General features: G+C 41.4%; 29 protein-coding genes and 1 rRNA gene. 2 read left to right on the top strand and 28 right to left on the bottom strand.

Annotated elements, in window-relative coordinates; all coding sequences use genetic code 11:
• Both ABD006_RS17330 and ABD006_RS17325 read right to left on the bottom strand, forming a co-directional pair.
• A 16S ribosomal RNA gene (locus ABD006_RS17330) occupies positions 1-78 on the bottom strand; the annotation flags it as partial.
• Between the two features lie 525 nt (positions 79-603).
• Positions 604-834 (bottom strand): hypothetical protein, encoded by a 231-nt coding sequence (locus tag ABD006_RS17325; RefSeq protein WP_044153240.1) that lies wholly within the window; start codon positions 832-834, stop codon positions 604-606.
• 488 nt (positions 835-1,322) lie between these two features.
• Here ABD006_RS17325 and ABD006_RS17320 point away from each other — a divergent pair, with 488 nt between their 5' ends.
• Positions 1,323-2,084, top strand: a complete 762-nt coding sequence (locus ABD006_RS17320) for a polysaccharide deacetylase family protein (RefSeq protein ID WP_343843859.1) — start codon at positions 1,323-1,325, stop codon at positions 2,082-2,084.
• 55 nt (positions 2,085-2,139) lie between these two features.
• Here the strand turns inward: ABD006_RS17320 and ABD006_RS17315 are convergent, their stop codons facing one another.
• Entirely contained in the window at positions 2,140-2,784 is a 645-nt protein-coding gene (locus ABD006_RS17315) for a KinB-signaling pathway activation protein (RefSeq protein ID WP_343843857.1), read from the bottom strand.
• Between the two features lie 145 nt (positions 2,785-2,929).
• Here ABD006_RS17315 and gerD point away from each other — a divergent pair, with 145 nt between their 5' ends.
• Complete coding sequence (gene gerD, locus ABD006_RS17310; protein ID WP_343843854.1) at positions 2,930-3,577, top strand: spore germination lipoprotein GerD; 648 nt, start codon at positions 2,930-2,932, stop codon at positions 3,575-3,577.
• A 173-nt stretch (positions 3,578-3,750) separates the two neighbouring features.
• Here the strand turns inward: gerD and ABD006_RS17305 are convergent, their stop codons facing one another.
• From ABD006_RS17305 to rpsH, 25 genes are all read right to left on the bottom strand, one after another.
• Positions 3,751-4,809 (bottom strand): Mrp/NBP35 family ATP-binding protein, encoded by a 1,059-nt coding sequence (locus tag ABD006_RS17305; RefSeq protein WP_343843851.1) that lies wholly within the window; start codon positions 4,807-4,809, stop codon positions 3,751-3,753.
• A 92-nt stretch (positions 4,810-4,901) separates the two neighbouring features.
• Positions 4,902-5,624: an N-acetylmuramoyl-L-alanine amidase CwlD gene (gene cwlD / locus ABD006_RS17300; protein ID WP_343843848.1), complete on the bottom strand. Its 723-nt coding sequence runs from the start codon at positions 5,622-5,624 to the stop codon at positions 4,902-4,904.
• 348 nt (positions 5,625-5,972) lie between these two features.
• The gene (locus ABD006_RS17295) at positions 5,973-6,107 is read right to left on the bottom strand and encodes a hypothetical protein (protein ID WP_343843846.1); all 135 of its coding nucleotides are present in this window, start codon (positions 6,105-6,107) and stop codon (positions 5,973-5,975) included.
• 228 nt (positions 6,108-6,335) lie between these two features.
• Positions 6,336-6,728: a 30S ribosomal protein S9 gene (gene rpsI, locus ABD006_RS17290; RefSeq protein WP_343843870.1), complete on the bottom strand. Its 393-nt coding sequence runs from the start codon at positions 6,726-6,728 to the stop codon at positions 6,336-6,338.
• Between the two features lie 20 nt (positions 6,729-6,748).
• Positions 6,749-7,186, bottom strand: a complete 438-nt coding sequence (gene rplM, locus ABD006_RS17285) for a 50S ribosomal protein L13 (RefSeq protein WP_044153254.1) — start codon at positions 7,184-7,186, stop codon at positions 6,749-6,751.
• A gap of 243 nt (positions 7,187-7,429) precedes the next feature.
• Positions 7,430-8,968, bottom strand: a complete 1,539-nt coding sequence (purH, locus tag ABD006_RS17280; RefSeq protein ID WP_343843840.1) for a bifunctional phosphoribosylaminoimidazolecarboxamide formyltransferase/IMP cyclohydrolase — start codon at positions 8,966-8,968, stop codon at positions 7,430-7,432.
• Between the two features lie 86 nt (positions 8,969-9,054).
• A complete protein-coding gene (truA, locus tag ABD006_RS17275) occupies positions 9,055-9,801 on the bottom strand; it encodes a tRNA pseudouridine(38-40) synthase TruA (protein ID WP_425542243.1) in 747 nt (248 codons plus the stop codon).
• A gap of 13 nt (positions 9,802-9,814) precedes the next feature.
• A complete protein-coding gene (locus tag ABD006_RS17270; protein ID WP_343843834.1) occupies positions 9,815-10,612 on the bottom strand; it encodes an energy-coupling factor transporter transmembrane component T family protein in 798 nt (265 codons plus the stop codon).
• Positions 10,605-11,477, bottom strand: a complete 873-nt coding sequence (locus ABD006_RS17265) for an energy-coupling factor transporter ATPase (RefSeq protein WP_343843832.1) — start codon at positions 11,475-11,477, stop codon at positions 10,605-10,607. The genes ABD006_RS17270 and ABD006_RS17265 overlap by 8 nt, the downstream gene beginning before the upstream one ends.
• Positions 11,453-12,295 carry an energy-coupling factor ABC transporter ATP-binding protein gene (locus ABD006_RS17260; protein ID WP_343843829.1) on the bottom strand — a complete coding sequence of 281 codons (843 nt, stop codon included), beginning with the start codon at positions 12,293-12,295 and terminating at the stop codon, positions 11,453-11,455. Before ABD006_RS17260 ends, ABD006_RS17265 begins: the two co-directional genes overlap by 25 nt.
• A gap of 265 nt (positions 12,296-12,560) precedes the next feature.
• Positions 12,561-12,923, bottom strand: coding sequence for a 50S ribosomal protein L17 (rplQ, locus tag ABD006_RS17255; RefSeq protein WP_343843826.1), 363 nt, complete (start codon positions 12,921-12,923; stop codon positions 12,561-12,563).
• A 43-nt stretch (positions 12,924-12,966) separates the two neighbouring features.
• Positions 12,967-13,911, bottom strand: coding sequence for a DNA-directed RNA polymerase subunit alpha (locus tag ABD006_RS17250; RefSeq protein ID WP_343843823.1), 945 nt, complete (start codon positions 13,909-13,911; stop codon positions 12,967-12,969).
• 186 nt (positions 13,912-14,097) lie between these two features.
• Positions 14,098-14,493 carry a 30S ribosomal protein S11 gene (gene rpsK, locus ABD006_RS17245; RefSeq protein WP_343843819.1) on the bottom strand — a complete coding sequence of 132 codons (396 nt, stop codon included), beginning with the start codon at positions 14,491-14,493 and terminating at the stop codon, positions 14,098-14,100.
• Positions 14,494-14,517: 24 nt separating this feature from the next.
• Positions 14,518-14,883 carry a 30S ribosomal protein S13 gene (rpsM, locus tag ABD006_RS17240; protein ID WP_343843816.1) on the bottom strand — a complete coding sequence of 122 codons (366 nt, stop codon included), beginning with the start codon at positions 14,881-14,883 and terminating at the stop codon, positions 14,518-14,520.
• Between the two features lie 20 nt (positions 14,884-14,903).
• Positions 14,904-15,017, bottom strand: coding sequence for a 50S ribosomal protein L36 (gene rpmJ, locus ABD006_RS17235; protein WP_044153295.1), 114 nt, complete (start codon positions 15,015-15,017; stop codon positions 14,904-14,906).
• 28 nt (positions 15,018-15,045) lie between these two features.
• On the bottom strand, positions 15,046-15,264 hold the full coding sequence (infA, locus tag ABD006_RS17230; protein WP_343843811.1) for a translation initiation factor IF-1: 219 nt from the start codon (positions 15,262-15,264) through the stop codon (positions 15,046-15,048).
• Positions 15,251-15,577: a KOW domain-containing RNA-binding protein gene (locus ABD006_RS17225; protein WP_044153306.1), complete on the bottom strand. Its 327-nt coding sequence runs from the start codon at positions 15,575-15,577 to the stop codon at positions 15,251-15,253. Before ABD006_RS17225 ends, infA begins: the two co-directional genes overlap by 14 nt.
• 293 nt (positions 15,578-15,870) lie before the next feature.
• A complete protein-coding gene (locus ABD006_RS17220) occupies positions 15,871-16,524 on the bottom strand; it encodes an adenylate kinase (protein WP_343843806.1) in 654 nt (217 codons plus the stop codon).
• A gap of 55 nt (positions 16,525-16,579) precedes the next feature.
• On the bottom strand, positions 16,580-17,869 hold the full coding sequence (secY, locus tag ABD006_RS17215; RefSeq protein WP_343843803.1) for a preprotein translocase subunit SecY: 1,290 nt from the start codon (positions 17,867-17,869) through the stop codon (positions 16,580-16,582).
• Positions 17,869-18,309, bottom strand: a complete 441-nt coding sequence (gene rplO / locus ABD006_RS17210) for a 50S ribosomal protein L15 (RefSeq protein WP_044153321.1) — start codon at positions 18,307-18,309, stop codon at positions 17,869-17,871. Before rplO ends, secY begins: the two co-directional genes overlap by 1 nt.
• 29 nt (positions 18,310-18,338) lie before the next feature.
• Positions 18,339-18,521: a 50S ribosomal protein L30 gene (gene rpmD / locus ABD006_RS17205; protein WP_044153329.1), complete on the bottom strand. Its 183-nt coding sequence runs from the start codon at positions 18,519-18,521 to the stop codon at positions 18,339-18,341.
• A 13-nt stretch (positions 18,522-18,534) separates the two neighbouring features.
• The gene (gene rpsE / locus ABD006_RS17200; protein ID WP_343843798.1) at positions 18,535-19,038 is read right to left on the bottom strand and encodes a 30S ribosomal protein S5; all 504 of its coding nucleotides are present in this window, start codon (positions 19,036-19,038) and stop codon (positions 18,535-18,537) included.
• A gap of 21 nt (positions 19,039-19,059) precedes the next feature.
• Complete coding sequence (gene rplR / locus ABD006_RS17195) at positions 19,060-19,422, bottom strand: 50S ribosomal protein L18 (protein ID WP_044153334.1); 363 nt, start codon at positions 19,420-19,422, stop codon at positions 19,060-19,062.
• A 32-nt stretch (positions 19,423-19,454) separates the two neighbouring features.
• The gene (rplF, locus tag ABD006_RS17190) at positions 19,455-19,991 is read right to left on the bottom strand and encodes a 50S ribosomal protein L6 (RefSeq protein WP_343843795.1); all 537 of its coding nucleotides are present in this window, start codon (positions 19,989-19,991) and stop codon (positions 19,455-19,457) included.
• A gap of 25 nt (positions 19,992-20,016) precedes the next feature.
• Entirely contained in the window at positions 20,017-20,415 is a 399-nt protein-coding gene (gene rpsH, locus ABD006_RS17185) for a 30S ribosomal protein S8 (RefSeq protein WP_044153338.1), read from the bottom strand.
• Positions 20,416-20,419 lie beyond the last annotated feature (4 nt).

The raw sequence follows: 20,419 nt of genomic DNA, 5'->3' as shown, positions 1-20,419 counted from the left end.
TTGTTTCACGCGCTCGACTTGCATGTATTAGGCACGCCGCCAGCGTTCGTCCTGAGCCAGGATCAAACTCTCCAATAAATGTTGTCATCGCACATAAGAAGTGCTCAACTATTATCGAGAAACAAGTTTTCCTGTTACTCATAAAATGCTATTAAATAGCGAATTGACGTACTGGTTGTTTTGTTCAGTTTTCAAGGTTCGAAGTTTGTCGCCTCTCAAAACAGCGACTTTATTATAATAACAAATAGTTGTTTTAATGTCAACAATTTATTTTGTTGTTTTTTTGATTGCGTTGCCGTCTTTCCTGACGACGAAAATAAATTTACCATGGATTAATATGAATGTCAATACACTTTTTAAAAGAAAATTCAACAGAGATAAATACCAGATAAAATTCTTTTAAAAGCCTGTAAAAGTATATGCTGTTCTTTGATTTATACAGCTGATCTCTCTTTTGACTTATGCACTCTATTAATCATTAAAAACAGAGGAAATAACAATATCTGAGTGTTTGACTTAATTCCTCTCCCTTTCGACTTTTTTCAAAGCCAGAAATTATTATAATACGGTTTTCGTAGTATGACTAGTGGAAATTAAAGGTAATTATCCGGAATGCTTAGAAAAATGCTTAGACGGCATATACTTTAAACACTCCGATTTATTCGCGAATCTCTTAAATAATCGAAATAAAATCTCATAGCGTTCTCTCATCGCTCTTTTTACAACATGATCAATATTTCTGCTTTTTAGATCTAAGATTAGTTCTTCCATTTCTCGTTTCAATAAGTACTCGAATTCTTTTCTCTCCATATCATTTAACATCAGTCCATACATCTGTCATTCTCCTCATTCTTATTTTATATCCTTCATCTTCTCCATTTCAGGAACAATTTATGAGCAACAAAGGCGGAAGCGCCCGTTTGTCCAGCTACGGCTCGCAGGCCTAAGCGGTCGCCTTCGCTTTTAAATTAGCGACGTACGGACATAAAGTAAAACTACAATCAGTGGGGGTTCATTCCCCAGTGATTGTTAGTTGAACAAATCAGGTGTTTACTGGCTGTTGCCCCCATCTTACAGGGGTCTTACAGCCAGTTAACACGCGGAAAAGGAAACACGACGAACGGAGAGAGTCGATGTTGACTTATCGGACGGAGGTGAAGGAAGTCTCGCTAGTCGCTGGGCGTTGGAGCCGGACGTGGCCTCTCATGATTTCTTATACAGATAGTCTGAATTTATCTTTTCAAGGCAGGACCAAACTGTTACATAAGGGAGGACATGCCTTCATATAATAAGTTACACCGACCTGATAGGAGGGACAGAGAATGAAATCTAACTATAGAACCCATACACGTAACAAAAATCGGTGGTTCATCATATTCATCACCGCTTTTTTTGCGGCTCTCTATCTTTTTGCCGAAACAACGAGTTCTTTTTCGATAGTATCCAAAAAGGAAGAACCTAAAGCTTTTATCAAAAGTGGAGAGGAAGATTCGGATCAGCTATCCCTTACTTTTAACATAAGCTGGGGGCAGGAAAAGGTGTTTGATATTTTGGATATTTTAAAGCAGCAGGATATTCATGCCACCTTTTTTGTCAGTGGTGAATGGGCAGAACGTCATCCAAAGATATTGGGGCAGATAGCTGAGGATAATCACGAAATAGGAATGCTTGGCTATCGTTATAAAAGTTACGTGAAGCAGGATATGGAAGAAGTGAGAAAGGATTTATTAAAGGCGAAAGAGGTATTCCGGAAATTGGGCTACCCGGATATCAAGCTGTTAAGGCCCCCAAGCGGTCATTTTAATGAAGAGGTATTAAAAACGGTTGATCAATTGGGGTTGACGACCATTTACTGGAGCATAAATCCTGATGATTGGAAAAATCCCGGCACGAAAAAGATTGCCGAAACAATCCTGGATGAAGCTTCAGGCGGAGACATTATCCTGCTGCATGCTTCTGATGTTATTAAACATACGGGGTCTGCACTGAAGGAAACCATACCGAAACTTAAGAAGGACTTATCATTCGTCACTATTTCCGAGCTCATCTCTAACAGTTCATCGGAAAGTGAAGCCCTCAATTAAAACAAGGGCTGGGAAAACGTGTATTCTCCTCCGCTTTAGCCCAGCTCTTTAACTCTTATTTAACATTTGAATTTGTATTACGGCTCTGTGCAGTTACGGCCGGCTTTTCTTCATTGGGTCTTGTAAGCCGGTGGAGCTGCATTAATTGATATGTATTACAGACCAGTAGTGGTACAATCATAAGCCACATCCAGTCTACCTGATTCGTTCTTAACACCGGTACCCATTCAATAACCGTTACAACCACCATAAAGAAAACAGCAGGAAGAAAAGCTTTCTGATTTGTTTCCTTTGCCTTGAAATACGCCACGGCCATTCCATATAAAAATAGAACAAGCGCGGTTAAAACATATGGGCCCAGGTTTGCATCGTCCCCTGCACTCTGGTAAGGGAAATATACAAGATCAAACAAAACAAACGCAATGAGAACCATCTGAACAGGACGCCAGAATCCACGGAAAATATTCAATCCAAAGCGGTTCAGAAATAAATAAGCGAAGAATCCGGTCTGACTCACAACACTAAAAAGAAAGCCAATACCCATGAACCAGATGAGGGCACCAAACAACTCCCATACATTTATTGGGTCCATAAACATTGTGTATGAATCGGTTTTCACAAAAAAGCTTGTAACAATGGCAGCAATAGCACCTAAAAATAATGTTTTAAAAAATAAGTGAACCCACTTCTGAGTTGTCACAACATTTCCTCCTACAATACGTTTTCGTCCATTCTATCGTATTTTAACATGTTTTCACTAATATTTCCTATTTGTTAAACGTATAAATTCAAGGCTTATTCCCATATTAAAAAATAGGATGTCGGATTGAAGGAGAGATCCAGCCATGATAAAAAAATGGTTGCTCATCTTAACCATTTTCATGTTTATAACCGCTTGCGGAGGAGATACAGGTCAATCTCAAGGCGATGCGGAGTATGAAACAACCAAAAAAATGGTGGTTGATATTGTAAAAACCGATGAAGGAAAAAAAGCCCTTCAGGAAGTTTTAAGTGATGAAAAAATGAAACAGCAGTTAGTTATGGATTCAGCTATGGTGAAGGATGCTATAAATAGTACACTGACTTCGGATAAAGGGAAAAAGTTCTGGAGTAAACTGTTTGAAGATCCGAAGTTTGTTAAAACCTATACAGAAGCAACAAAGGATTCTCAGGAGAAATTAATAAAGGGACTTATGAAGGACTCCGAATATCAAAAATCAATGATGGATTTAATGCAGAATCCGGAAATGGAGGATATGATTCAGCAGACTTTACAGAGTCAGAAATTTAAAGAGCACCTGGAAAAGTCCATCCAGGAAACACTGGAAAGTCCATTATTTAAAGCAAAAATGAGTGAAATCCTCCTAAAAGCCGCTGAAGATATGCAAAAGCAGCAAGGCGGTCAATCAGGTTCCGGACAGAGCGGCGGAGGCCAAAGCGGAGGCGGCTCTGGCGGATCCGATGGCGGAGGAGGATCAGGAGGTTCTTCATAAATGATTATCTGGCTGCTTTATTTATTACTGCAGGAAATGGTATAACAAAGGCAGAAGAGGCCTCGCCGGGCGCTGAAGCCGGACGCGGCCTCCCATGATTTCCTATCTACAGAGTCGGAATGATTACTTCCCAAAAAAACCCTTGCTGATCATTCTTCAGCAAGGGTTTCTCATTATTCACCAAACTTTTTCGTGATTTTATCCGCTATTTTCAGGAATGTATTTCCGGTTGGATGGTCCTTCTGATACACACCAGGAGCAAATTCGTCTTCCTCTTCATAAGGCTGCTGTAGAGGGAGTCGTCCCAATACATCTGTCTTTAAGACTTCGGCCAGCTTGTCGCCCCCACCTTGTCCAAAAACATACTCTTTTTCACCTGTTAGTGTACTTTCAAAGTAAGCCATATTTTCGATAACACCTAATATTTCATGCTCGGTTTTCAGAGCCATTTGACCTGCACGCGCAGCGACAAATGCAGCTGTAGGGTGTGGAGTCGTGACAATCAGCTCCTTGGAAGATGGCAGCATGGAGTGCACATCGAGAGCCATATCCCCTGTACCTGGAGGCAGGTCAAGTAACAAGTAATCAAGATCGCCCCATTCCACTTCTTTAAAGAAGCTTGTCAGCATTTTACCGAGCATTGGGCCTCTCCAGATAATCGGGGAGTTATCTTCCACGAAAAAGCCCATCGAAACAATTTTTACACCAAAGCGTTCGACTGGAATAATCTTTTCTCCGCGTACTTGCGGGCGATTTTCCACCCCCATCATGTCAGGGACACTGAACCCATAAATATCTGCATCGACAATCCCGACCTTTTTACCTAAGCGGGCAAGAGCAACAGCCAGGTTAACCGTTACGGTGGATTTCCCTACACCACCTTTACCACTGGCAACCGCGATAAAGTTGACATCCTCCTGTCCACCTAATAACTCTGCCTCTTTACTCTTTTTCGCAGCTCCTTCATACTTTTGCATGACCTCATCAGGCAGCTTAGAGAAGCGCAGGCCTACTGTAGCAGCTCCTTCTTTTTTTAATGCGTTTACAATTTCCTGTTGAAGCTGCATCTGTTCAGCGGAATTCGGGTTTCCGATGGCCAGTTTTATACTGACATGATTTTTCTCCTCTTTAATAGAAATCTCCTGAATAGCACCCGTTTCTTCAAAGGTTCTATGTAAATATGGATCTTTAAAGGGTTTTAGTATTTCGATGATTTCTGACTTGGATAACATTTTGCCACCGCCTTTGCTAGTATTTACCTAAGACAAGTATAACACATATTACTGGAATTCTAAGTGATATACATCTTATGATAACAAAAAAATTATGATTCTTCTGGATATTTTTCCTCTGTTATGTAGCGTAAAACCCCTTCATAGATGGAAGCAGCCATCTTCTGCTGATAATCATCCGTTTTTAATAAGTCTCTCTCATGGGGATTCGACAAAAAACCGATTTCCACTAGTGCAGACGGCTGATCTGTATGTTTAAGAATATAAATATTGTCGACGGACTGTGCTTTCCGTGTGGTATTTTCCAAATTGCGACGAATTTCACTTTGAATAAATTTGGCTAAATGCTCGTTCTTCTTTACAGATGGATGATAAAAGGTTTGAGCCCCGGACCATTTCGTCTGCGGTATGGCATTCAAATGGACACTAATAAACATATCCGGATTTTTATCCTTAACAAATTGCACCCGCTTTCGAATATCCTCTGCTTTTCGCTTGGAATAGCCGTTTGTTCCCTCAGCCGCTAAATCATAGTCTCCCTCTCTTGTCAGATAAACCAGCGCCCCCGCTTCCTGCAGATAATCCCTTAAATACTTCACTGTACTCAGGGCAATATCCTTTTCCTGGGAATCATCCTCACCTACAGCTCCACCATCTACACCACCATGTCCAGGATCCAGTACAATGACCTTCCCGGACAAAGGAAGCGAGAAAGAGTTTCCTGCTTCTTCGGTCGCAGCTGGATATCTCAGTAAAACAATGAGGGCAATAAAGCCTAATAACCATAGTAACCGATAAACAAAGATTCTATTCATACCATTTCCTCCCCATATTACGCTCGTTAAACTATATGGGACAAGGGTGGGGATTATGCAATTTAAATGGAATGGCTGATTGGTTTTTATAGAAGATTAGTTTTTGGTTCAATTGATGGGAGATTGGATAAATTGTCGTGATTCTGGATTAGGTTTTCTTCGGCTCATATCGACCGGCTCTGGCATAATCAGGGCCATTCAGGCATAATTCATCATTTAATGGAAAAATAATTACCTATTCAGATCAATTCCACACATTTCAGACCAATCTTTCTCAAAACTGGACAAATTATTTTCTTTTTCGGATTAATTATTTCTAAAACAGGTCTAATTCCTATATCTACCCGATTAATTCTCATCAAATTCGACTGATTTTTCCTCGATAAGATTAATTACTTTGGTTCCGGACAAATCGCGGTCACCACGGATCAATGAGCGCTTACTCCGGCATATTCCTGCTCCATCCAATCTAATTACTATCATTCTGGATGAAATCCGGAGCGGCGACCCTTCACTCCAAATCGAAGTACACAAGGAAACATTGCTCGACAGAACAAAGGCGGAACCGCCCGTTTAGCGACGTACGGACTGGACTGAGCCGGACGTGGCCTTTCCTGTTTTTCATATCCACAAATCGTATATTTTATAATTTCCTAAGCCATAAAAAAGACTCTTTCCACATAAGTGAAAAGAGTCTTTGATAAACATATATTAACGCTTTGAGAATTGTGGTGCGCGACGTGCTGCTTTAAGACCGTATTTCTTACGTTCTTTCTCTCTAGCATCACGAGTGAGAAGACCGGTACGCTTAAGAGCAGAACGATACTCAGGGTCTGCTTCAAGCAAAGCACGGGCAATACCCAGACGGATTGCACCTGCTTGACCAGTGAATCCTCCACCATCAACATTTGCCAATACATCGTAGCTGCCTTTAGTTTCTGTTACTTCTAAAGGCTGGTTTAAAATACGACGTAGTGTTTCATATGGGAAATAATCTTCCGCATCGCGTTTATTCACAACTACTTTACCAGTACCAGGAACGAGACGAACACGAGCTACGGAGCTTTTACGACGTCCTGTACCGTAGTATTGTACTTCAGCCACTCTAGTCAACCTCCTTAAAATTACCCACGAAGTTCATAAACTTCTGGTTTTTGTGCTTGGTGATTGTGTTCAGGTCCTTCAAATACATGAAGTTTTTTGATCATTTTACGACCTAATTTGTTCTTTGGAAGCATACCTGAAACGGTAATTTCAATCATTCTTTCCGCATAGTTCGTACGCATTTCATTTGCGCTGCGAGCTTTAAGACCACCAGGATAGTTTGAATGGCGGTAATACATTTTATCTGTAAGCTTTTTACCAGTCAGGTTTACTTTATTTGCGTTCACGATGATAACATGATCACCAGTATCTACATGCGGTGTGTATGTTGGTTTATGTTTTCCGCGGAGAATAGCGGCAACTTCACTAGCCAGACGACCAAGAGTTTGTCCTTCCGCATCAACAACATACCATTTACGATCAACGTTCTGATCATTCGCCATGAATGTTGTACGCATGTGGTTTTCCCTCCTATTTTCAATCATTCAAAATTCTAGATTTCACTGTTCATTTTCATTATCTCAACACGAATAGTTCCGGGGCTAATCGTGGTTTTGAAATAAAATGCCATAGATAATATTATAATAGCTGTAGTATGAATGTCAAGATTTATTCCTGATTGTTCCCATTTCCATTATTTACAGCAGGGACATTCATTTATTCTCTGCCATTACAGCTCTTCAAATACCATAAAGCCAGTCTTAATGCTTAAAATGACGAACACCTGTAAACACCATAGCAATGCCATATTCATCACATTTTTTAATCGAGTCTTCATCCCGGATGGATCCGCCTGGCTGAATAATTGCCCTTATCCCTGCCTGAGCAGCAGCTTCTACGGTATCATCCATCGGGAAAAAGGCGTCTGAGGCCATAACTGCCGCTTCTGCACTTTCTCCTGCCTGTTTAATGGCAATCTCAGCAGCTCCTACTCGATTCATCTGACCGGCACCGACTCCTATGGTCTTCTGATCCTTCACAAGCAGAATGGCATTTGACTTTACGTGTTTGACAACCTGCCATGCAAGCTTTAAATCTGCCCATTCTTCATCGGTTGGTTTCCGCTTTGTCGGAATATGAATGGTGGCCTGTTCAAGAGAATAGACATCCTCCTCCTGAACGAGCAGACCGCCACGAACCGACTTGATCAGCTGACGGACTCTCTGATTTTCGCTAAAATCAGCCGTTAACAGCCTGATATTTTTCTTTTTCTGCAAAATAGACAGGGCTTCCTCAGAAAACGACGGTGCCAGAATAATTTCGAGGAAAATTTCACTTAGCTGTTTTGCGACACGTTCATCCACGTTTCGATTCAACGCTACAATTCCGCCAAAAATCGATACAGGATCTGCTTCATAGGCCCGTTTCCATGCTTCATCCAAGGTTTCCCCTGTACCCACTCCGCATGGATTCGTATGCTTCACTGCTACAACGGCTGGCTCCTGAAATTCCCTTACCATCCCCAGAGCACTGTCTGCATCCTGAATATTATTAAAGGACAGCTCCTTCCCGTGAAGCTGTTCGGCGTTTGCTATTGACGAGGAATCCGCCTGAACATGTTTATAAAAAGCTGCCTGTTGATGAGGATTTTCCCCATAACGCAAATCCTGCTTTTTCTCATAGGTAAGCGTGAGATAATCAGGCTCATGTTCCTCCACCTGTTCACTCAAATATTGGCTAATTAAAGCATCATAATGGGCTGTATGACGAAATACCTTAGCCGCCAATCTTCTGCGCTTCTCTGGAGAAACAGCACCATGCTCTTGAATCTCAGTTCCAATGTCCTGATAATCATTCGGATCAACGACTACTGTCACATCACGGGCGTTTTTGGCTGCCGCACGAAGCATGGTGGGTCCACCTATATCAATGTTTTCAATAACCTCTTCCTCTGTTACATTTCCACGTAAAATGGTTTTCTTAAATGGGTACAGATTCACCACAATCAAATCGATCAGCTGGATATTCTGCTCTTGCAGTTGGCCCATATGCTCAGTCTGATCCCGCCTGGCAAGAATTCCTCCATGAATTGTCGGGTGCAGGGTTTTCACCCGACCATCCAGAATTTCCGGTGATCCGGTTACTTCTTCCACGCTAACAACAGGAATCCCCTCGTTATCCAGCAGCTTTTTCGTTCCCCCTGTAGATACCAGCTCTATACCATTGTCTGAAAGCATTCGGGCAAATTCAACAATTCCCTCTTTGTCGGATACACTCAGTAAAGCACGTTTAATCCTCATCTTTCTCCACTCCCCTATGTATGAAAAATAAAGTAAAACGTCCATCAGCAGAGGGCCTCCCCTGATGATGGAATCGTACAGGTCATTTATTCTTGATAAACCACCTGCCATAAATACAGACCCTGCGGCGGAGCAGTTAGGCCCGCCAACGTCCGGTCCTTACCTTCCAGAATAGCTTTTACTTCATCCGGACTGACCTTACCCTGTCCGACTTCCACAAGTGTCCCTGTAATGATGCGTACCATATTATATAAAAATCCACTTCCCTGTACACTTACAGTTAGCACAGGATCATCCTGTAAAATTTCCACATTATATATGGTGCGGATTTTATCACCTTGAACCTCTGTTTTGGTCGAACAAAATGAAGTGAAATCATGAGTACCAATTAAGTACTCTCCTGCCTGCCGCATTTTTTCGACATCCAGATCCTGGTAAATGTGCCAATAATGATGACGGTGAAAAATATCGGGTTTTTTCTGATTCAATAGTTTATATCGATATTCCTTTATTTTTACATTAAATCTCGCATGGAAGTCATTCGAAACCTTTTCGACATCGGTAATATAGATGTCATCCGGTAACAGAGAATTCAATGCCTTTTTCCATTTTTCCTCTGTAAGCTCTAAATCCGTGTCGTAATGAAAAACCTGGCCCAGAGCGTGTACTCCTGTATCCGTTCTTCCTGAAGCCGTAATCCGGACAAGCTGATTGCGGTGCATACGCCGGAGGGCCGCTTCAATGTCTCCCTGGACCGTACGCTGATCAGGCTGGACCTGAAAGCCCGAAAAAAAGGTTCCATCATATTGTAATGTGCATTTTATTCGTTCCAACTTCATTCACCCTCTATGTTCGTAACATCCAGAATAGAATCAGAACAGCAGTAAAAAAGATAAATATCCATATATCCGCGTTTTTCAGCTTCAGCTCGCGGAACTTGGTCCGGCCTTCTCCACCTTTATAACCCCTGGCTTCCATCGCCATCGCCAGTTCCTCCGCACGCTTAAAAGCACTCACAAACAATGGGACAAGCAATGGGACAACGGCCTTTAGTCGCTCTTTTACCGGTCCTGTACGAAAATCTACCCCGCGGGATGCCTGAGCCTTTGATATTTTATCTGTTTCCTGCATGAGCGTCGGAATAAACCGTAAGGAAATCGACATCATCAACGCCAGCTCATGGACAGGGAACCGGACCTTATTCAAGGGCTGAAACAGGCTTTCAATCGCATCTGTAATCGAAATCGGGGTCGTCGTTAATGTTAATAAAGTCGTCATTAAAATCAACAGAAAGAAACGTAAAGATATCTCAAGACCTTTCCATAAGGCGCCCGAATAGACGTCAAAATTCCAGATTGAAAACAATACCTGTCCCTCTTTCGTGACGATCAAATGTAATATAAAGGTGAAAATAATCAAAAACCAGACAGGCTTAAGTCCTTTCATTACATATGAGGGAGCAATTTTTGTCGTCACCACGCTTAACAGTGCAAATAGCGTCAGTACCATATAGCCTAACCAGCTATTTGCCAGAAAGATAAAAATAATAAAAAGAAAGACCATAACAATTTTCATGCGTGGATCCAGACGATGAACAACCGATTGTCCGGGCACATATTGTCCGATGATAAAAGAACTACTCATCTTTTATGCCCCCTTTGACAATCCTCGCCATATCCTTGGCTAACTCCTGAATGGACTGGCCGTGAAAAGGAATGGAGTATCCGAATGCGGACTTAAATTCATTAAGAAATTTAATCACTTCGGGGACATCTAAGCCTACTCCATGTAACGCCTGCTCCTTTTGAAAAAGTTCTACAGGATTCCCTTCCATGACGAGCTTCCCGTGATCCATAATGAACACATAATCCGCATATTTCAGTGCATCTTCCATACTATGTGTAACAAGGATGGTAGTCCGCTGTTTTTCTTTATGAACCTGTGCAAACATGTCCATAATATCCTTTTGTCCACGAGGGTCCAGACCAGCCGTTGGTTCATCTAATACGAGTAAATCGGGATCCATCATTAATACTCCTGCAATCGCTACTCGTCTCATTTGCCCTCCGCTTAAATCAAAGGGTGATCTTGACAGGAGTCCTTCCGATAAACCTACTGATTTTAGCACTTCAGGAAGACGTGCATCAATCGTATCCTGGGACAGCCCGAAATTCTGCGGCCCAAACTTAATATCTTTGTCTATCGTTTCTTCAAAAAGCTGATGCTCCGGATATTGAAAGACGACACCCACTCGTTTTCGTAAATACATAATATCCTTTACTTTTTCTCCGGCTTTCAATTGAAAATCATCCATTTGTATTCGCCCGCTTGAGGGTATGAGCAGGCCGTTAAAATGCTGGATGAGCGTTGACTTCCCACTTCCGGTATGTCCGATGATCGCCGCAAATGATCCAGTGGGAATCTGGAAGGATACATCCTTCAGGGCTCTGAATTCAAATGGTGTATTCTTTTGGTATATATGGCTTACGTTCTCGAATAAAATGTCCATAATTCATCCATCAATTCCTTATGTGTTAATGGTTCCTGACCAAGCTCTATACCCTCTGCTTTTAACGAACTTGACAGGTGTGTAACAAACGGGGTGTCTAATCCAATTTGATTGAGTTCTTCATGAAGGTTAAATATTTCTCTTGGGGTTCCTTCTCTCCAGACCTTTCCATCATTCATAACAATGACCCGATCGGCAAAAAGGACTTCATTTAAATCATGAGTAATCGTAATCACGGAAACCTCCCGTTCCCGTCTGACATGATGAACAGTTTCCATAATGGACCGGCGCCCCTTGGGATCTAACATAGCTGTTGCCTCATCCAGGATGAGGATATCTGGTTCAACAGCAAGAACACTGGCAATAGCTACCCTTTGCTTTTGACCACCGGACAGATTATGGGGTTCATGATTTTCATAGCCTTCCATATTTACAGCTTTCAGGCTGTAATCCATGCGTTTGAGCATTTCATCGCGTAAAAAACCATGATTTTCCAATCCGAAAGCAATATCATCGATGACCGTTGTTCCTACGAACTGATTATCAGGATTTTGAAAAACCATACCTGCCCTTTTACGTACTTCCCAAATGTTCTCCTCATTTACTTCCATACCCTTTACTTGGATATGACCATGCTGCGGAGTGAGTAAACCGTTCATCAGCTTGGCAATTGTAGATTTGCCTGAACCATTATGACCAATAACGGCTACCCATTCGTTTTCGTTTATATGAAAGGAGACATCCTTCAAAGCCCACTCGTCACTCTGCGGATATTGAAAGGATACATTTTTAAATTCAATATCATAAGGTGTACTCATAAAATTACCTCCGCTCTTCTCTGCCTCGACTATTTCCTAGGTAATATCCTATTATTTTCAGCTAAAAGCCAACTGACTTTCGGATCTGTGAACTAGTAAACACGAATTGAAATTTCCTTTTATTTTATCATAAAGTGAAACTTTCATCAGTGGGGGTATTACGGCCAGTTCATGTGTGATAATCAGCCTGCCTATATTTTGGATAAAACAAAAAAAGGGTCGGAATCACATCTCAGGATGCTTCCCGCCCTTTCACCTGCGAAGATTATACTAGTTCAATAATCACCGTTTTTGCACCGTCTCCACGACGCTCTCCTAATTTAAGGATACGAGTGTAACCGCCTTGACGGTCTTCATAACGTGGTGCCACATCGGCAAACAGCTTCTGAAGAGCTGTTTGTTTTTCCTCTTCATCAACGTTCACATTCTGTAAAAATGATTCTGCCTGACGACGCGCATGCAAATCGCCTCGTTTACCAAGAGTAATCATTTTTTCAACAACAGAACGTAACTCCTTTGCTTTTGCCTCAGTCGTCTCGATGCGTTCTTTAACGATAAGATCTGTAGCTAAATTTCGGAGTAACGCAATGCGTTGATCAGTTGTACGACCAAGCTTCGTTCTAGCCATTTCGTTTCCCTCCTTTTTCCTGAAAGATCATGGATGCATATTATTAATCGTCGTTACGCAGCCCAAGTCCTAAATCAGCGAGCTTATATTTCACTTCATCCAGAGATTTACGACCCAGATTACGCACTTTCATCATATCTTCTTCTGACTTTTGAGTGAGTTCCTGAACAGAGTTAATACCAGCACGTTTTAAGCAATTGTAAGAACGAACGGACAAGTCCAGCTCTTCAATTGTCATTTCAAGGACTTTTTCTTTTTGATCTTCTTCTTTTTCTACCATAATTTCTGCATTTTGTGCTTCATCTGTAAGTCCTACAAAAATATTTAAGTGTTCTGTGAATACTTTTGCACCTAGTGAAACGGCTTCTTCTGGTCGAATACTACCATCTGTCCAAACATCAAGCGTTAACTTATCAAAATTAGCTACTTGACCTACACGCGTACTTTCAACCTGATAAGTCGCGCGGGATACTGGTGTGAAGATAGAGTCAACTGGAATGACACCAATAGGCTGATCCTCTTTCTTATTGTCCTCAGCCGGACGATAGCCACGGCCACGCTCTGCAGTAATACGCATATGGAGATGTGCATTACTGGATAGTGTTGCGATATGAATATCTGGGTTCAAGATTTCCACATCACTATCGTGGGTGATATCAGCAGCTGTTACCGTTCCTTCTCCCTGAACATCAATTTCCATCGTTTTAACATCATCAGAATAGATTTTTAGTGCCAGTTTCTTAAGATTTAAAATGATGGTTGTAACATCTTCCACAACGCCGTCTATTGTTGAAAACTCATGAAGAACACCGTCAATCTGTACAGATGTTACAGCTGCACCCGGGAGTGAGGATAATAGGATACGACGCAAGGAGTTACCCATTGTTGTACCATATCCACGTTCCAGTGGTTCAACAACGAACTTTCCAAATGTAGCATCTTCACTTACTTCAACCGCCTCAATTTTTGGTTTTTCAATTTCAATCATCTATAAAACCCTCCTTCAAAACGTCGAAACCCCGGCTAGACCGGATGTCTAACCGAAATTCCTCAGGTAGGCAAGTTCCCCCGTGTCTTCACGTGAAACTAAAATGTCCTGCTGCAAGCGTGCTTTGGTGTATAAGCTATCATAACCCATTATAGACAGGGTAACAAATGTCTATACAAAACGATATTAAACACGACGACGTTTTGGTGGGCGACACCCATTATGAGGCACCGGTGTCACATCAGCGATGGCACTTACTTCAAGACCTGCTGCCTGAAGCGCACGAATAGCTGCTTCACGACCAGCACCAGGGCCTTTTACAGCTACTTCAATAGATTTTACACCATGCTCCATAGAAGCCTTAGCTGCTGCTTCTGCGGCCATTTGTGCAGCAAAAGGTGTAGATTTACGGGAACCTTTAAAACCTAATGCACCAGCACTGCTCCATGCAAGAGAATTTCCCTGAGTATCTGTGATCGTAACAATAGTGTTATTAAATGTTGAACGGATATGTGCCACACCCGTTTCTATATTCTTTTTCACTTTACGCTTTCTGCGAGCTGCTGTAGATTTACGAGCCATAATTTAGCTAACCTCCTTTTTCAGTTATTTTCTCTTATTAGCAATTGTACGTTTTGGACCTTTACGTGTACGAGAGTTGTTTTTTGTCTTTTGACCTCTTAGTGGCAAACCACGACGATGACGGATACCGCGATAAGAGCCAATTTCGATTAAACGTTTAATGTTTAAAGATGTTTCACGACGAAGGTCACCTTCAACAGTAAGGTTATTCACTTCGTTACGGATACGGGAAAGCTCATCTTCTGTAAGATCGCGTACACGAGTATCAGCGGATACACCTGCATCCTCTACAACTTTTGCAGCCGTAGATTTACCAATACCGTAAATGTATGTTAATGAAACAACAACTCTTTTATCGCGAGGAACATCAATACCTGCAATACGTGCCATTTAGACCTGCACCTCCTTCATTATCCTTGTTTTTGTTTGTGTTTAGGGTTTTCGCATATCACCATTACTTTACCTTTACGACGAATAACCTTGCACTTTTCACACATTGGTTTAACAGACGGTTTTACCTTCATTTCTCTTACCTCCTTTTACTCGGAGTATTTACTTATAACGGTAGACAATTCGACCTCTGGTTAAATCATATGGAGATAATTCAACTGTCACTTTGTCTCCAGCTAAAATCCGGATAAAGTGCATGCGGATTTTTCCTGAAACATGCGCCAATACTGTATGGCCATTTTCCAGCTCTACTTTAAACTGTGCATTCGGTAAAGTCTCGACAACTTTACCCTCCATTTCAATAACATCATCTTTCGCCATCGAGTTGATCTCCCTTCTTCAAATCAATCAAGTTTTCATTGATGAATTTTGATAAGGCATAACGCAATTTACCGTTTGTCACTCGACCAGTCTCTAACAAGCTGTTTCTCACTTCAGGTGAAACATATTCACTCACTTCAATGTGCTGGATATTCTTTCTCTTTGGCTTATCAAATTTTCGCTTATCACCATCAGCCAATAATACAGAACGTCCTTCAACAACTTCAATAATAATAGCATACTGTCCGGCTTCACGGCCCTTCGAAATTCGAACAACCTGCCCTAACCTCGGACTCGACCCTGGATCACTCAAATGTCATCACCTTCACTTGGGGTTTTTTCCTTTTAACTCCTCAAGTAACGATTAATATATGCCAAAAAGAATATTTATTTTAAATCTAAACTTTTGCTATCATTCTTCTTAAATCATGGGAATCCCATCATTCACATTTTCATTGTATGTGAACACCGGCATCCCTTCACAACGTCTATTATACCTTCAGGAAAGCTTCAATGTATAGTCCATCATGGCATAACAAACTTATCCTCCAGTGAAAATAAAGGACTCTCGAATCATAACAATTTCACAGGGAGTTTTGCAAATGATTATGAAGAAATCTTTCCAAGTTTATCATCAATATCAGAAAATACCTGATCAATATCCCGATCACCATCAATAGTTACAAGATAACCTTTTTCATCATAGAAGTTTAACAATGGCTCTGCCTGGCTCATATTTACTTCCAGACGATTTTTAACGGTATCAGGCTGATCATCTTCACGCTGAATTAACGCTTCCCCATCCACATCACATTTTCCATCAACTTCAGGAGGGTTAAATTCAACATGATAGGTTGCCCCGCACTTCGGACAGATGCGACGACCCGTCAGACGATCAACAAGCTTTTCCTTAGGTACATCAATATGAAGTACGTAGTCAAGCTTGGAATTCATATCATTCAATAGATTTTCAAGTGCTTCTGCCTGAGCAATCGTTCTTGGAAAACCATCCAATAAAAATCCATTCTTACAATCAGGCTTACCTAAACGCTCACGAACAATACCAATGGTTACCTCATCTGGGACAAGTTCACCTTTATCCATGAATGACTTCGCCTGTTTGCCTAAATCAGTACCTTCTTTAATAGCTGAGCGGAACATATCTCCTGTTGAGATATGAGGGATTCCATACTTATCAACAATTTTCTCTGCTTGCGTACCTTTTCCGGCACCTGGCAGACCCATTAAAATTAAATTCATGCTTTTCCCCTCGCTCTCGTTTACCGTTCAAAGCTGTTTGTTACACAAGCTTCAGTTATTTAATAAACCCTTTATAATGGCGTTTAACCAATTGACTTTCCAGTTGTTTCATCGTTTCAAGTCCTACACTGACAACAATGAGTAAGCTGGTTCCGCCAATTTGAACTGCAGATGGAAGACCTGCTAACGAACCTAAAATAATTGGCAGTACCGATACTGATGCAAGAAAGATCGAACCAACAAAAGTCAGTCGGTACATTACACGAGTAAGATACGTCTCGGTATTTTTACCAGGACGAATACCCGGTACATATCCACCTTGTTTCTTAAGGTTTTCAGCCATTTGCTCAGGATTCACCTGCACAAATGTATAGAAGTACGTAAATGCAATAATTAACGTAACATAAATCAACATACCAATTGGTTCTTCATAGTTAAACACACGCTCAATAAAGCTTGCAACATCTCCATCAAAAAATTGCGCCACAGTTCGGGGTGCAATAATGAATGAAATGGCAAAAATGACAGGGATAACTCCTGCAGCATTAACCTTTAAAGGCAAGTGTGTAGACTGTCCGCCAACCGGTGAACGATTTACAAGACGTTTTGCATATTGTACAGGAATTTTACGTAATGCCTGCTGAATGAAGATTACTCCTACGACAACAGCAAGAATAACAAGTACTATCAGTGCCAGAATAACCAGATTAATAAATAACTGATCACCAGCATCTGTGATATATTGTTCATACAACTGGTTAACACCTGTTGGAATAGCAGCTACAATACCTGCAAAAATCAGGATTGATATACCGTTCCCCACCCCATTGGCCGTGATTTGTTCACCCAGCCACATAAGGAAAGTAGTACCACCAGTAAGAACGATAGCAATCATCACAAACTTTAATGGACCAGGATCTGAAATTAATTGACCGCCAGTCATAGCATTAAAGCCAACCGACATCCCAATTGCCTGAACGAACGCCAGACCAACTGTACCATATCGGGTTACTTGTGCTAATTTCTTTCGTCCCATTTCACCTTGCTTTTTCCACTCTGTAAATTTAGGGACGACATCCATTTGCAGTAACTGAACAACAATGGATGCCGTAATGTAAGGCATGATCCCCATAGCAAAAATGGAAAATTGACTTAAAGCTCCCCCTCCGAATGTATCCAAAAAGCCAAATACATTGGATTGGTTCATAAAGTCAATGGCATCCTTATCGGTAAATGGAACAGGTATAAAAGTACCTAAGCGGAAAATAAACAGTGCCATTAAGGTATATAATATTTTCCGCCTAATATCAGCTACGCGCATAAAATTGGAGAGAGTACGGAACATTAAATCACCTCAGTTTGACCGCCCGCCGCTTCGATCGCTTCCTTAGCTGAAGCAGAGAACTTGTGAGCTTTAACAGTTAATTTCTTTTCAAGATTACCTTTTGCAAGTACCTTAACTCCAGCTTTTAGCTTGCTCACAACTCCTGATTCAATCAACAATTCTGGAGTTACCTCTGTACCATCCTCAAAACGGTTAAGTGCTTCTAGGTTTACAACTGCATACTCTTTACGATGAATGTTTGTAAAACCACGTTTTGGAAGGCGTTGGAACAATGGCATCTGACCACCTTCAAAGCCTGGACGAGTACCGCCGCCTGAACGGGCTTTTTGTCCTTTGTGGCCACGTCCGGATGTCTTACCATTACCTGAAGACATTCCGCGTCCTACACGATTACGTTTTTTACGAGTACCTTCTTCAGACTTTAACTCATGTAGTTTCATGGTTGCACCTCCTCTTAAGCTATTTTACATTACGCTTCTTTAACTGCTACAAGATGGGACACTTTATCTACCATTCCGCGAATGGCTGGTGAGTCATCATGAACAACTTTTTGATTGATTTTCTTAAGACCTAACGCTTTTACTGTCTCACGCTGATCTTCTGGTCTCCCAATTAAACTTCTAGTGAGGGTAACTTCTATTTTATTGGCCATGTTTTTTCCCTCCTTATCCTTGCAATTCTTCTACTGATTTGCCACGAAGTTTTGCAACATCTTCAGCACGTTTAAGATTGTTTAGGCCGTTAATTGTTGCTTGAACCATGTTAATTGGTGTGTTGGATCCTAGAGATTTCGATAGAATGTCGCCAATACCAGCAAGTTCTAATACTGCACGAACAGGTCCGCCAGCAATAACTCCTGTACCTTCAGCAGCAGGTTTTAGAAGAATGTTTCCGGCACTGAATTCACCATGAATCTCATGCGGAATAGTGGTACCTACGATTGGCACCTCAATCAGGTTTTTCTTACCGTCTTCAATAGCCTTTCGGATAGCCTCAGGAACCTCTTGCGCTTTTCCTGTTCCAAAACCTACATGGCCATTTTTATCTCCCACAACAACTAGAGCTGTAAAACGGAAACGACGTCCACCTTTCACAACTTTCGCTACTCGGTTGACCGTAACTACACGTTCTTCAATATCCAATTTGTTTGGATCGATATTAGTACGCATCAATTTCCCTCCTTTTTACGATTAAAATTCAAGACCTGTTTCACGAGCACTATCAGCTAATGCCTTTACACGTCCGTGATATAAGTAACCTCCGCGATCAAATACGATTGATTTGAAGCCTTTATCCAAAGCACGCTTAGCAACTAGTTCGCCAACCTTCTGGGCAGCTTCAACATTGCCTGTTGTGTCAAGGTCAAATTCTTTATCCACAGTTGATGCACTTGCAACTGTAACACCATTAATGTCATCGATTAGCTGTGCATAAATGTGTTTATTTGAACGATACACATTTAAACGTGGGCGGGATTCTGTACCGAATAAATTTCGACGCATACGACTGTGGCGCTTTTTACGCACAGCGTTTTTGTCCTTCTTTGCGATCATTTGGGTCACTCCTTTCTGTCCTTACATGAACATTATTTAGCTGTCTTACCTTCTTTACGACGTACATATTCGCCCTCATAACGAATTCCTTTACCTTTATAAGGCTCAGGTGGACGGATCGCACGAAGATTAGCTGCTACAGCACCAACTTTTTCTTTATCAATACCTTTTACAACGATTCTGGTATTCGATGGAACTTCGATATCAATGCCTTCAATAGGTTCGATCTCCACTGGATGTGAATATCCGGCATTAACAACGATTTTGTCACCTTGTTTTTGTGCACGGTAACCAACACCTGTGATTTCCAAAGCTTTTTCGAATCCTTTGGAAACACCTTCAACCATATTGCTGATTAAGCTGCGTGTTGTTCCATGCAAAGAACGGTGCTCCTTGCTTTCGCTAGGACGTTCTACAGTTAGAACGTTATCTTCAATCTTAATATTCATGTCAGGGTTAAAAGAACGAACCAATTCACCTTTTGGCCCTTTAACTTCAATTTTACCGTCGTTAACGTTCACTTCTACCCCTTCAGGAATCTCAACTGGTTTAAAGCCTATACGAGACATTCTCTACACCTCCTGTCGTAATGGATTACCAAATATAAGCGAGTACTTCGCCACCAACTGCTTGCTGACGAGCTTCTTTATCGGTTAAAACACCGTTTGATGTGGATACAACTGCTACACCTAGTCCGTTAAGAACACGTGGGAGTTCGTCTGCTTTGGCATAAACACGAAGACCAGGCTTACTGATTTTCTTAAGACCCGTAATTACACGTTCATTGTTAGGTCCGTACTTAAGGAACAGACGAATGATTCCTTGTTTGTCGTCACTTACAAATTCATAGTCGCGAATAAATCCTTCACGCTTTAAGATATCTGCAATTTCCTGTTTTAGTTTAGAAGCAGGGACTTCCAGTTTTTCATGACGTACCATGTTTGCGTTACGAATACGAGTTAGCATATCTGCAATTGGATCTGTCATAGTCATTTTA

The organism is Salinibacillus aidingensis, assembly GCF_039522525.1.
Lineage (GTDB): Bacteria > Bacillota > Bacilli > Bacillales > Alkalibacillaceae > Salinibacillus > Salinibacillus aidingensis.
Note: the sequence above shows the minus strand (reverse complement) of the source record. Positions and strands in the feature narration are given on the sequence as shown.

Coding starts and splice junctions, on each gene's coding strand:
- rpsH (WP_044153338.1), bottom strand. CDS start 20,415: ATGACTATGACAGATCCAATTGCAGATATGCTAACTCGTATTCGTAAC.
- rpmJ (WP_044153295.1), bottom strand. CDS start 15,017: ATGAAGGTAAAACCGTCTGTTAAACCAATGTGTGAAAAGTGCAAGGTT.
- ABD006_RS17220 (WP_343843806.1), bottom strand. CDS start 16,524: ATGAATTTAATTTTAATGGGTCTGCCAGGTGCCGGAAAAGGTACGCAA.
- rplM (WP_044153254.1), bottom strand. CDS start 7,186: ATGCGTACAACATTCATGGCGAATGATCAGAACGTTGATCGTAAATGG.
- ABD006_RS17305 (WP_343843851.1), bottom strand. CDS start 4,809: ATGTTATCCAAGTCAGAAATCATCGAAATACTAAAACCCTTTAAAGAT.
- rpsE (WP_343843798.1), bottom strand. CDS start 19,038: ATGCGTACTAATATCGATCCAAACAAATTGGATATTGAAGAACGTGTA.
- ABD006_RS17270 (WP_343843834.1), bottom strand. CDS start 10,612: ATGAGTAGTTCTTTTATCATCGGACAATATGTGCCCGGACAATCGGTT.
- infA (WP_343843811.1), bottom strand. CDS start 15,264: ATGGCGAAAGATGATGTTATTGAAATGGAGGGTAAAGTTGTCGAGACT.
- secY (WP_343843803.1), bottom strand. CDS start 17,869: ATGTTCCGTACTCTCTCCAATTTTATGCGCGTAGCTGATATTAGGCGG.
- rplQ (WP_343843826.1), bottom strand. CDS start 12,923: ATGGCTAGAACGAAGCTTGGTCGTACAACTGATCAACGCATTGCGTTA.
- rplO (WP_044153321.1), bottom strand. CDS start 18,309: ATGAAACTACATGAGTTAAAGTCTGAAGAAGGTACTCGTAAAAAACGT.
- ABD006_RS17295 (WP_343843846.1), bottom strand. CDS start 6,107: ATGATAGTAATTAGATTGGATGGAGCAGGAATATGCCGGAGTAAGCGC.
- rplF (WP_343843795.1), bottom strand. CDS start 19,991: ATGTCTCGTATAGGCTTTAAACCAGTTGAGATTCCTGAAGGGGTAGAA.
- ABD006_RS17265 (WP_343843832.1), bottom strand. CDS start 11,477: ATGGACATTTTATTCGAGAACGTAAGCCATATATACCAAAAGAATACA.
- rpsM (WP_343843816.1), bottom strand. CDS start 14,883: ATGGCACGTATTGCAGGTATTGATGTTCCTCGCGATAAAAGAGTTGTT.
- rpmD (WP_044153329.1), bottom strand. CDS start 18,521: ATGGCCAATAAAATAGAAGTTACCCTCACTAGAAGTTTAATTGGGAGA.
- ABD006_RS17320 (WP_343843859.1), top strand. CDS start 1,323: ATGAAATCTAACTATAGAACCCATACACGTAACAAAAATCGGTGGTTC.
- rpsK (WP_343843819.1), bottom strand. CDS start 14,493: ATGGCTCGTAAATCTACAGCAGCTCGCAGAAAGCGTAAAGTGAAAAAG.
- rplR (WP_044153334.1), bottom strand. CDS start 19,422: ATGATCGCAAAGAAGGACAAAAACGCTGTGCGTAAAAAGCGCCACAGT.
- ABD006_RS17260 (WP_343843829.1), bottom strand. CDS start 12,295: ATGAGTACACCTTATGATATTGAATTTAAAAATGTATCCTTTCAATAT.
- cwlD (WP_343843848.1), bottom strand. CDS start 5,624: ATGAATAGAATCTTTGTTTATCGGTTACTATGGTTATTAGGCTTTATT.
- ABD006_RS17325 (WP_044153240.1), bottom strand. CDS start 834: ATGTATGGACTGATGTTAAATGATATGGAGAGAAAAGAATTCGAGTAC.
- ABD006_RS17250 (WP_343843823.1), bottom strand. CDS start 13,911: ATGATTGAAATTGAAAAACCAAAAATTGAGGCGGTTGAAGTAAGTGAA.
- purH (WP_343843840.1), bottom strand. CDS start 8,968: ATGAGGATTAAACGTGCTTTACTGAGTGTATCCGACAAAGAGGGAATT.
- gerD (WP_343843854.1), top strand. CDS start 2,930: ATGATAAAAAAATGGTTGCTCATCTTAACCATTTTCATGTTTATAACC.